The sequence below is a fragment of the Asticcacaulis biprosthecium C19 genome, from assembly GCF_000204015.1.
GTDB classification, from domain to species: domain Bacteria; phylum Pseudomonadota; class Alphaproteobacteria; order Caulobacterales; family Caulobacteraceae; genus Asticcacaulis; species Asticcacaulis biprosthecius.
The window spans coordinates 321,113-331,428 of record NZ_GL883077.1; the positions used below are offsets into that span (position 1 = coordinate 321,113).

General features: G+C 62.1%; 8 protein-coding genes. 6 read left to right on the plus strand and 2 right to left on the minus strand.

Features of this window, described 5'->3' with window-relative positions:
• Window positions 1-48: 48 nt before the first annotated feature.
• A complete protein-coding gene (gene glmM / locus ABI_RS01820; protein ID WP_006271104.1) occupies window positions 49-1,392 on the plus strand; it encodes a phosphoglucosamine mutase in 1,344 nt (447 codons plus the stop codon).
• Window positions 1,393-1,580: 188 nt separating this feature from the next.
• On the opposite strand, the gene ABI_RS01825 is transcribed toward glmM, so the two are convergent.
• On the minus strand, window positions 1,581-2,735 hold the full coding sequence (locus ABI_RS01825; RefSeq protein ID WP_006271105.1) for an acetyltransferase domain-containing protein: 1,155 nt from the start codon (window positions 2,733-2,735) through the stop codon (window positions 1,581-1,583).
• A 180-nt stretch (window positions 2,736-2,915) separates the two neighbouring features.
• On the minus strand, window positions 2,916-3,569 hold the full coding sequence (fsa, locus tag ABI_RS01830; protein WP_006271106.1) for a fructose-6-phosphate aldolase: 654 nt from the start codon (window positions 3,567-3,569) through the stop codon (window positions 2,916-2,918).
• A 100-nt stretch (window positions 3,570-3,669) separates the two neighbouring features.
• Here fsa and rimO point away from each other — a divergent pair, with 100 nt between their 5' ends.
• From rimO to ABI_RS01855, 5 genes are all read left to right on the plus strand, one after another.
• Window positions 3,670-5,088: a 30S ribosomal protein S12 methylthiotransferase RimO gene (rimO, locus tag ABI_RS01835; protein ID WP_050808171.1), complete on the plus strand. Its 1,419-nt coding sequence runs from the start codon at window positions 3,670-3,672 to the stop codon at window positions 5,086-5,088.
• A 2-nt stretch (window positions 5,089-5,090) separates the two neighbouring features.
• On the plus strand, window positions 5,091-6,296 hold the full coding sequence (locus tag ABI_RS01840) for an SGNH/GDSL hydrolase family protein (RefSeq protein WP_006271108.1): 1,206 nt from the start codon (window positions 5,091-5,093) through the stop codon (window positions 6,294-6,296).
• Window positions 6,297-6,348: 52 nt separating this feature from the next.
• Window positions 6,349-8,766: an HAD-IIIC family phosphatase gene (locus tag ABI_RS01845; RefSeq protein WP_006271109.1), complete on the plus strand. Its 2,418-nt coding sequence runs from the start codon at window positions 6,349-6,351 to the stop codon at window positions 8,764-8,766.
• Window positions 8,767-8,913: 147 nt separating this feature from the next.
• Window positions 8,914-9,864, plus strand: coding sequence for an alpha/beta fold hydrolase (locus ABI_RS01850; RefSeq protein ID WP_006271110.1), 951 nt, complete (start codon window positions 8,914-8,916; stop codon window positions 9,862-9,864).
• Window positions 9,865-9,896: 32 nt separating this feature from the next.
• Window positions 9,897-10,310 carry an Hsp20 family protein gene (locus tag ABI_RS01855; RefSeq protein ID WP_006271111.1) on the plus strand — a complete coding sequence of 138 codons (414 nt, stop codon included), beginning with the start codon at window positions 9,897-9,899 and terminating at the stop codon, window positions 10,308-10,310.
• Window positions 10,311-10,316 lie beyond the last annotated feature (6 nt).

Genomic DNA, 10,316 nt, shown 5'->3' on the forward strand with positions numbered 1-10,316 from the left:
TATAAGAAGCCTCCCTTCCCTGCATTCCGACAGACCGTACCCATTCTCATGAGCACTCGTAAGTATTTCGGCACCGACGGCATCCGCGGCCGCGCCAACACCTTCCCGATGACGGCCGAAGTCGCCTACCGCGTCGGCATGGCCGCCGGCAAGATGTTCATGTCCAATGCCGACCGTCGGCACCTGGTCGTCATCGGCAAGGATACCCGTCTGTCGGGCTATATGATCGAGCCCGCTCTGGTCGCCGGATTCACCAGTGTCGGCATGGATGTGCGCCTGTTCGGGCCGCTGCCGACTCCGGGCGTGGCGCTGATGACGCGATCGATGCGCGCCGATCTGGGCGTGATGATCTCAGCGTCGCACAATGCCTTCATGGACAATGGGATCAAGCTGTTCGGGCCGGATGGCTACAAGCTGTCGGACGAGGTCGAGCTGGAAATCGAAGCCCGCATGGACGGCGACATCCTGCAAGGCGTGGCCGAACCGCACAAGCTGGGCCGGGTGCAGCGTCTCGATGATGCCCAGGCGCGCTATATTGAAATCGTCAAGGCGTCCTTCCCGCGGCATTTGACGCTGAACGGCCTGCGCATCGTCATCGATTGCGCCCATGGCGCGGCCTACAAGGTCGCGCCCCTGGCTCTGTACGAGCTGGGCGCCGAGGTTATCTGCATTGGTGTGTCGCCGGACGGCCTGAACATCAACGAAAAGTGCGGCTCGACCCACACCGATGCCATGGCCGTCAAGGTCAAGGAGATGCGCGCCGACCTGGGCATTGCCCTGGATGGCGATGCCGACCGGGTGGTGATCTGCGACGAAAACGGCAAGGTCGTCGATGGCGACCAGATCATGGCCATCGTCGCCGGGCATCTGGCCGACAAGGGCTTGTTGAAGGGCGGCGGCGTCGTTGCAACCGTCATGTCGAACCTGGGCCTGGAGCGCTTCCTGGCTGGCAAGGGCTTGACCTTGGAGCGCACCAAGGTTGGCGATCGCTACGTCATGGAGCGTATGCGTGAGGGCGGGTTCAATCTGGGCGGCGAGCAGTCGGGCCATGTGATTCTGACCGACCATGCCACCACCGGCGATGGCCTGATGGCGGCCTTACAGGTGCTGGCGGTGCTGGTCGAACGCGGCAAGCCGATGTCGAAGCTGGGTCATCAGTTTGATACTGTGCCGCAGATTTTGAAGAATGTCCGGTTTACGGGTGTTTCGCCTTTGAACTCGGAGGCCGTAAAGCAGGCCATCCGTGAGGGCGAGGAAATGCTGAAGGGTTCCGGCCGGGTGCTGGTGCGGCCTTCGGGCACCGAGCCGCTGATCCGGGTCATGGCCGAGGGCGATGACGAAAAGCAGGTCAAGGCGGCGGTCAATATGATTGCCGAGGCGATTAAGGCTTAAGGAAGAATTTTACCACGAACTACACGAACAGGCACGAACTTCAGGTCGTTTCTGGTCCGTCGGTGAAGTGATGAGATTGGCAAAGTCTTCCTCGCTTTGCCACGGCTGGCTTATGTAGGCACGCCCTCAAGTTAGTGTCTGTTCGTGTGGTTCGTGGTCAATCCTTCCGGACGAAGACGCGGCAACGATCACAGATAGCTCGTCCACCAGTGTTTGTGCGTCGCGCGGTATTTTGCCCAGGCGCTGGAGATCGGGTACAGAATCGCCAGGACGGCAATCCAGGCGATATAAACGCCCCACAGAGGCAAGCCGGCCTGAGTCGTGCGTGACGGGTCGCTTAGGTGGCGCAGGAAGGCCTCGGCCGGTATGCCCTGGATCACGCCGACCAGCACAGCGAGGCCGTGGGCGACATAGATGTGCAGCAGATAGGTCAGCAACGGCGTCCGACCAAACGCAAGCAATGGCTTTTGCGCCAGGGCCGGCAGTTTCGGCAGGGCCAGCATGATCAGCAAGGCCACGCCCAGGGTGATCAGGACATAGTGCAGCGACGGCGGGTACTTCAGGACATTGAGGACGGCGAAGGGCGCTTCCGCCGGATCGGCCGGCATGGCCCATGGCACGGAATTGCCATACAGGTTGGGGAGGCGCAGGCACAGGAAGGCGACGATACATCCGATCGCCAGCAAGGCAATGTTGCGTGCACGGTTCGGGCCGGAGTCGGTAATCACCGAGGTGAGGCCGTAGCCAAGGCACATGATCCCCAGCCACGGGATCACAGGATAGACGTTGAAGCCGCCCAGAGGCAGGGTAAAGGCCGGCTCCATGAACAGCATCCAGAAGACCTGAGCTGCGCCGGTCAACTGCGGGGCATCGATGGGCGCAAGGAGATTGTGTCCGGCGACGATGGCGATGCCGACGCCCAGGACAGCCAGGCGCGGTAACCAGACCAGGGCGGCCATGATGACCATGCTCATGCCGATGGCCCAGATGACCTGCAGAAAGATGCCGGGCCAAAGGTCGAAGCCGAGATTGACCAGGGTTAGTTCCAAGAAGACCAGCCACAGACCGCGCGTGAGGAGGAAGCGACTCAACGGCCAGCCGGTCTTGCCCTTTTGCGCTTGCAGGAAGATGGACACGCCGGACAGGAAGACAAAGGTCGGGGCGCACAGGTGGGTGATCCACCGCGTTATATAGAGGGCCGGGCCGCCCGTACTCAGATTGAGCGGATCGGACGTCATGGCGCCGATGTGGATGAAATCGCGCGTATGGTCCAGGACCATCAGGCAGATGACCAACCCGCGCAGCAGGTCGATGAAGTCGAGACGTTTCTGAATGTCGGACATGGCGCGCTCCCCGGTGTTTGGAGCGTAGGACGTACAGACGTCTCTGTAAAGTTATGGGGTTTGGGGCCTGCGGCCCCACAAAACCTTCTTTTCAATAAAAAAGCCCTCGCCCCCTATGAGGGCGAAGGCGTTTTTATTGAAGGGAAAGACTTGGGGCCGCGGGCCCCAAACCCCATAACTTTACAGGATGCTCTGGCCAGTCTTCGCCCAATCCGCCAGGAAGGTCTCCAGACCCTTATCCGTCAGCGGGTGCTTGAACATATCCTTGAAGGTCTGCGCCGGCAGGGTCGCGCAATCCGCACCCGCCAAAGCCGCCTGTTGCACATGCGCCGGGGTCCGCAACGACGCCGCCAGGATGTCCGTATCGAAGTCGTAATTGTCGTACAGCGTCCGGATGTCATGGATCAGCTGCATGCCGTCCGCACCCTGATCATCCAGCCGGCCGACGAACGGCGACACGAAGGTTGCACCCGCCTTGGCCGCCAGCAGCGCCTGGTTCACCGAGAAGCAGAGGGTCACATTGGTCATCAGACCCTGCGACGACAGCTCCTTGGTCGCCTTCAACCCCTCCAGCGTCAGCGGCACCTTGATCACGACGTTCGTCGCGATCTTGGCCAACTTCTCGCCTTCCTTGATCATGGTGACAGCATCCACCGCCGCTACCTCGGCCGAAACCGGCCCGTCGATCAGGTCGCAGATCTCCTTGATGACCTCAAACATGTTGCGGCCGGACTTGGCAATCAGGGTCGGATTGGTCGTACATCCGTCGATCAAACCGGTTTCGGCCAGCTCGGCCAGCAGGTTCGTGTCAGCAGTATCAGCAAACAACAGCATGAGAATATCCTTGATGGCGGGGCCGGGGCTTTCAACCGGCTCGAATTTCGAGTAGGACGGCTTAAATCGCGATCTCCCCCCCAATTCAAGTCTTTTATTCATGCGTGAACCTGCAGCCCCCGCCGTGCCCCAAACGTCCGAAGCCCCCAAGGTGGGCTTCGTCTCACTGGGCTGTCCTAAGGCCCTGGTCGACTCCGAACGGATCCTCACCCGGCTGAAAGGCGAAGGCTACGACACCTCGGCCTCCTACGCCGGCGCCGACGTCATTGTTGTCAATACCTGCGGCTTCCTGGATTCCGCCAAGGAAGAAAGCCTCAACGCCATCGGCGAAGCCCTGGCCGAAAACGGCAAGGTCATCGTCACCGGCTGCATGGGCGGCGATGAAGCCATGATCCGGGCCCGCTTCCCCAACGTCGCCGCCGTCACCGGTGCCCACCAATATGATGCCGTCATGGACGCCGTCCATAACATCGTCCCGCCGAAACCCGATCCGTTCAAGTCGCTGGTCCCCGACGAAGGCGTGCGCCTGACGCCGAAACACTATGCCTACCTGAAAATTTCCGAAGGCTGCGACCACCGCTGCTCCTTCTGCATCATTCCGACCCTGCGCGGCGACCTGGCCTCGCGCCCCGTCGCCGAAGTCCTGCGCGAAGCCGAGACCCTGGCGAAGGCCGGCGTCAAGGAACTGCTGGTCGTCAGCCAGGACACCTCCGCCTACGGCCTGGACATCCGCTATGCCCAGTCAGAATGGCGCGGCCAGAATTGGGCCGCCTCTTTCGAAGACCTGTCGCGCGGCCTTGGCGAACTCGGCATCTGGGTGCGCATGCACTATGTCTACCCCTACCCCCATGTCAGCGGCGTCCTTCCACTAATGGCCGAGGGCAAGATCCTGCCCTATCTGGATATCCCCTTCCAGCACGCCAGCCCCAAGATCCTCAAGGCGATGAAGCGCCCAGGCAACCAGGACAAGACGCTGCAGCGCATCGAATCGTGGCGCGAAATCTGTCCCGACCTGACTCTGCGCTCGACCTTCGTCGTCGGATTCCCCGGTGAAACCGAGGCTGACTTCAACCTGCTGCTGGACTGGATGGAAGCCGCCCAGATTGACCGGGTCGGCGCCTTTGCCTACGAAAACGTCGAAGGTGCGCCGGCCAAGCTGCTGCCCGACCACGTGCCGGAAGAGGTCAAGCAGGACCGCCTGGCCCGTTTCATGGCGGTGGCATCGCGCATCTCGGCCCAGAAGCTGGCGGCCAAGGTCGGCCGTATCGAGGATGTCCTGGTCGATGAAATCCGCAGTGACGGTGTCGCCGTCGCCCGCACGCGTGGCGATGCGCCTGAAATCGACGGCCATATCTACCTGAAGGGCTTTACTGGTCTGAAGGCGGGTGACTACGCCAAGGCCCGGGTCACACGCGCCGACGCCTACGACCTGTGGGGTGAGCCGGAAGGCCTAATCAAGTTGAACCGCGTCCCCGGCGCCGCGCGTCGGCCGATGCACCGCCTGATTTCGCGCGTATAGCCATGGCAGATGGGGGAGACATCCGCTGGGACCTGGGTGAGGGTCAGCCAGGCTTCGCGTCTGGCGCCAATCTGCCCGCGCGCCATCACTGGTATCTGAAGGGCGGACAGGTTTGCAACATCATCGGCGACCGCATCCTGTCCTATATCAGCGATCATGAAGCGCGGGACTTGGTGCTGGCCGCAGCCCGGGCACTAAAGGTCGGCGGGCGCCTGCGTATCGTCGAAACCGACGGGAACCACCCATCGCAAACGTATCGCGACTGGGCGCAACGCTTCGCCCCGCAACAAACCTTCACCATCTCCAGCCTGGTCGCACTGCTGCAGTCCGTGAACCTGGCACCGGCACTGGTCGAGTTTTGTGACGATACGCGCCGGCAACACGCCTTCCCGCCGCATTTCGATCTGCACGGTTGGACCAAACGGTCGTCGCGGACCGACAGCCGCGCCAACGATCCGGATCTGAAGTTTTCGTCGCTGATCGTCGACGGTGTCAAATATTCCGAAGGTACCGGGGCCGGCGGCTATACCGACAAGATCTACGCCATCGGTGACAGCCACGTGCGCTTCCTGGCAGGTCGCGATGAGGGCATTTACGAATGGCCGGCCAACAAAAACGCCATCCCATTCGAGGGCTACAGTTCCCGCTTCGTCGGCCTTCACCTGGGACCTGGCCTTGCCTACAACCTGAACACTGCGAATTCGAAGAACGCTTCCAAAGAGAAGATCGAAGGCCTTCTGCGCGATGGCGACGTTCCAAATGGCGCCGAAATCCTGTTTTCCTTCGGTGAAATCGACTGCCGCTACCATGCCTGCCGCCAGTCGGAGGCCCAAGGCCGCCCCATCTCCGACATCGTGGACGACATTACCGACCAATACGCCATGTTCCTGGATCGCATCGCCGCCGCCGGCTATCGCGTCGGGGTCTGGGGCGTACCGCTGGCGACGTGGCATGAAGTGACGATGGATACCAACAATCCCATCCACGGTTCTTTCGAGCACCGCCAGATGGCCGTCCGCCGGTTTAACCAGCGCATGGCCGAGGCTTGCCACCAACGTCACATCCCTTTTCTATCGCTTTTCGATCAGGTCCACGACGACCAGGGTCAGCCGATACAGGACTGGTTCTGCGACGTCCTGCACCTGTCACAAAAGGCGCGCACCCTGCTTTACAAGTTGATGCCCGACGGGCGTCTGCCGTTACCTTGATTTTGCAAGTCACGGTGTTAAGCTTGACCGACTGCGTGAAAAGGAGGGCGGCATGAGCCTGGACGGCTTGATACGGCGCCTTGGCGGCAAATCCGCACCTCAGCCAGACGTCACGCCCGAACAGTGTATTGCCGGTATTGCCGAACGGCTGAGTGCGGGCGATGACGCGGTCCTGGCCTGGCTGGATCGCCTTGAGACCGCACATCCCGATGATATCGCCGCGACCCATGCCGCGCGGGAGCTGATCCGTCTGGACCGCAGCGATCTTGCCGAAACCTGGCTGGCCGGCTGGCGCCAGCGGCATCGCGGGCTATGGGCCGAACGCGAACTGGCGCAGTTGATCCTGCACCGCGGCGACCGCGACGCCGCGCTGACCTTGTATGAAGCCCTGTGCGAAACCTTTACCGGCAACGCCATCGTCTTCACCGACCGCATCGATATCCTGATGCATGCCGGTCGTCTGACCGAGGCGGCCATCGTGGCGGACAGCGCCCTGCCCCGCTTCCCCGCCGATACCTGGCTGTGGGACAAGGCCGCGGTCCTTGCCGAACGCATGGGCGATCCGGCCGCAGCCTATGAACGCTGGCTGACCTTGCGCCGCTTCGATCCCGGCCATCACCGCGCCCTGGCCGGTCAGGCCCGCATCCTCAGCCGGTTGCGCAAGCGCCAGGCTTTGGACCGGCTGATGGATGGCCCGGAGGTCGAGTTGGGGGTCGTACCTGTCGACGACCGGTTCTACCGTGTGCCGGCCGACCTCAGCGTCACACCGACCCCCTTGCGACGCATAGTGGTCATAGGCTCGTGCTTGATTTCGGGGCTGCCCGACGTCTTTCGCGACGAAGGCAGGGTCGCCACCGATTTTGTCCTGGTCAACAACACGGTCGAACTCCCGGAGCCGCCACATGGGTTGGACGGTTACGATTTTCAGTTTATCCAGATCCCCCTGCGCGTCATCCTGCCCGATGGCGCCTACCTGAACCTGTCATACGATCAACCCGATGCCTGGCAGACCCTGTTCGATGATTGCTGCCTGCGCCTGAACCGTTTGGTGGCCAATGCCCTGGCGTGGAATGTCAGCCACGGTCTCCCGGCCTTCGTCGCCAACTTCATCCCGCCGCAGCAGAATGCTCTGGGCCGACTGATGCCGCGCTACGACCTGCGTAACTTCGTCTATTTTATCGAACAACTGAACCGCCACCTGGTCGAGGAGATGGCGCACTATCGCAATGTCTGGCTTACCGACATCGACCAGATCGCCGCCACAGTCGGCCGACGCTTCCTTCAGGACGATATGGTGTGGGTGACCGGTCACGGCGCCATTCTTTCCAATGCCGACTTCGCGATGGACCAGGATCGCATCACCGCCCTTGCGCCGGTTCAAGATCACTATCCTGGCCACGCCGACATCTTCTGCACCCTGTTGTGGCGCGAACTGGAAGCCGGCTTCCGCTCGCTGCAACAGATCGATACGGTCAAGTTGGTGCTGATCGATCTCGATGACACGCTTTGGCGTGGTGTTCTGGCCGAGGCCGGCACCACGGAGGTCGAGGGTTGGCCCCTTGGTCTTGCCGAAGCCCTGCTTGTCCTGAAACGCCGCGGCGTGCTGCTGGGCATTGTGTCAAAGAACAGCGAAGACCGCGTCCGCGAGTTGTGGCCCTTCGAAGGCCTGTTGCCGATAGACGCCTTCGCCGTTCGCCGCATTAACTGGCGGCCGAAGGCGGACAATATCACCGAAATTCTGACCGAGGTGAACCTGCTGCCCAAGAGCGTGGTCTTCATCGACGACAATCCCGCCGAACGCGCCGCTGTCGCGGCCGCCTTCCCCGATATGCGGATCCTGGGAGACAACCCCTACCTGCTGCGCCGGATCCTGTTGTGGTCGGCCGAAACACAAGGCGCCGGCATCAGCGACGAATCGGCGCGCCGCAGCGAGATGATCCAGGCCCAGGGCGAACGAGAACGCAGCCGCAAGACCCTGTCGCGCGAGGACTTTCTGGCGTCGTTGCAGGTTGCGGTGGCGCTGAAGCCGATTCGTTCCACCGCCGACCCGGCCTTTGCTCGCGCCTTCGAACTGCTCAACAAAACCAATCAGTTCAACACCACCGGGGTGCGGTGGACCGCCCAGGAGGCCGAGGCCTTCTTTGCGCGTGGCGGAGTCTTCCAGGCCCTGCATGTCAGCGACATCTACACGCGCTATGGCCTGACGGGTGTGCTTTGCGTCGACGGCCAGGTCATCACCCAGTTCGTTATGAGCTGCCGCGTCGTCGGGCTGGAGGTCGAACTGGCTGCAGTGGCGCTGTGTGTTGGCGAACTACACGGCGAAGTCGAGGCGCTCAGCACCGAGACCGACGCTAACCGCCTGTCGCGCGATATCTGGGCACGCTCCGGCTTCTTGCTTCGGGGCGACGGCTACATCCTGGAAACGGAAAGCCGTCCGACCCTTCCGGCGCATATCCGCATCGACGCTTAAGGGCCGTTGGTCGCGCATCCGCCTTCGCACGTGCACTTTTTTATTCCAAACCGGCATATTTGTTGTAGAGGAATCAGCGAACAGGGTTAATTTCCTGATTTCGCGCCACGTTTTCAAGGCACTCGCTTGATACGTCTCAGGGATACCATGCAGCAGCCGGTCAGCTTCAGCCACGACGCCGTGGATACCGATCAGACCGATCGCGCCGCCATGACGCGCAAAGCGCCCGCCTATGCCGACCGCTGGTGGTTTACCGAGGATGGCCTGCGCCTGTACGCGCGCGACTACGCCGCCTCGGCTGGCCGTGTGCGTTTGCCCGTCATCTGCCTGCACGGCCTGACCCGCAACTCCGCCGATTTCGAAGAGGTCGCTCCGTATATTTCGCGCCTCGATCGCCGAGTGATCGTGCCCGACCTGCGCGGCCGCGGCCTGTCCGAGTATGACGCCGATCCCGCCAACTATCACCTGTGGACCTATGCCAAGGACGTGCTGAGCCTGTGCGATGCGCTGGGCATCGGCCGGGCCATCTTTGTCGGCTCGTCCATGGGCGGCCTGGTCACCATGGTGCTGTCAACCCTGCGGCCAAACCTGGTCGTGTCGGCGGTGCTCAACGACGTCGGGCCGGTCTTGTCGCCCAAGGGCCTGGCGCGGCTGAACGCCTACGCCGCCATGAAGCCCGTCGCCTTCCGTAACTGGCACGACGCCTCCGTCTTCGTTGCCGAACAGAACAAGCTCACCTTCCCCAACTACACCCAGGCGGAATGGCTGAAACTGGCCCGCCGCGCCTTTATCAAAAGCAAGGACGGATTGCTGCGCCTGGCCTGCGATCCGCGTATCACCGAAACCTTCCGCAGCCTGATGACGGCCTCGGCCAATCACGACCTCGATCCATGCTATGCCAGCCTGGCCCAGGGCCGCAGCCTCCTGCTGGTCCGCGGCGCTTTGTCGGATGTGCTCGATGCCCACGAAGCCAAGGCCATGTCCGGACGCGCACGCGACTTTACCCGGGTCGATATCGACTATGTCGGCCACGCCCCGCAACTGACCGAGCCGCAGGCCTTCGCCGCCGTCTGCGATTTTCTTGAAGGTCAGGCCTAGACGACCGGTCGTCTGCCGCCCATATCTCAGCTATGACGCGCACCATAGTTTTCGACAGCCCCTATCTGCTTGGCTTCGACGATATGCGCGCCTTGATCGAAAGAGTCGGCCGCGGTCACGACAACTACCCGCCCTATAATGTCGAAGCCCTGGGTCCTGCTGAAATTCGTATCTCGATCGCCGTCGCCGGCTTTACCGCCGACCAATTGGCGGTCGAGGTCAAGGGCGCGCATCTGATGGTCATGGCCAGCAAGGATCGCGGCGATGAAACTCAACGCGAATTCCTGCATCGCGGGATAGGTCTGCGTAACTTCAACCGCGCCTTTGTGATGGGTGAAGGCTGGGAAGTCGCCAAGGCGACCCTTGCCTATGGACTGTTGCATATCGACCTGATCCGGCCGCCGGCCAGTGAGGACGTGCGGCGGATACCGATTCAGGTCGCTTAGAGCGCG

Bases quoted from the DNA above. Each gene is read 5' to 3' on its own strand.
- rimO (WP_050808171.1), top strand. From the start codon at position 3,670: ATGCGTGAACCTGCAGCCCCCGCCGTGCCCCAAACGTCCGAAGCCCCC.
- glmM (WP_006271104.1), top strand. From the start codon at position 49: ATGAGCACTCGTAAGTATTTCGGCACCGACGGCATCCGCGGCCGCGCC.
- ABI_RS01840 (WP_006271108.1), top strand. From the start codon at position 5,091: ATGGCAGATGGGGGAGACATCCGCTGGGACCTGGGTGAGGGTCAGCCA.
- ABI_RS01825 (WP_006271105.1), bottom strand. From the start codon at position 2,735: ATGTCCGACATTCAGAAACGTCTCGACTTCATCGACCTGCTGCGCGGG.
- ABI_RS01845 (WP_006271109.1), top strand. From the start codon at position 6,349: ATGAGCCTGGACGGCTTGATACGGCGCCTTGGCGGCAAATCCGCACCT.
- fsa (WP_006271106.1), bottom strand. From the start codon at position 3,569: ATGCTGTTGTTTGCTGATACTGCTGACACGAACCTGCTGGCCGAGCTG.
- ABI_RS01850 (WP_006271110.1), top strand. From the start codon at position 8,914: ATGCAGCAGCCGGTCAGCTTCAGCCACGACGCCGTGGATACCGATCAG.
- ABI_RS01855 (WP_006271111.1), top strand. From the start codon at position 9,897: ATGACGCGCACCATAGTTTTCGACAGCCCCTATCTGCTTGGCTTCGAC.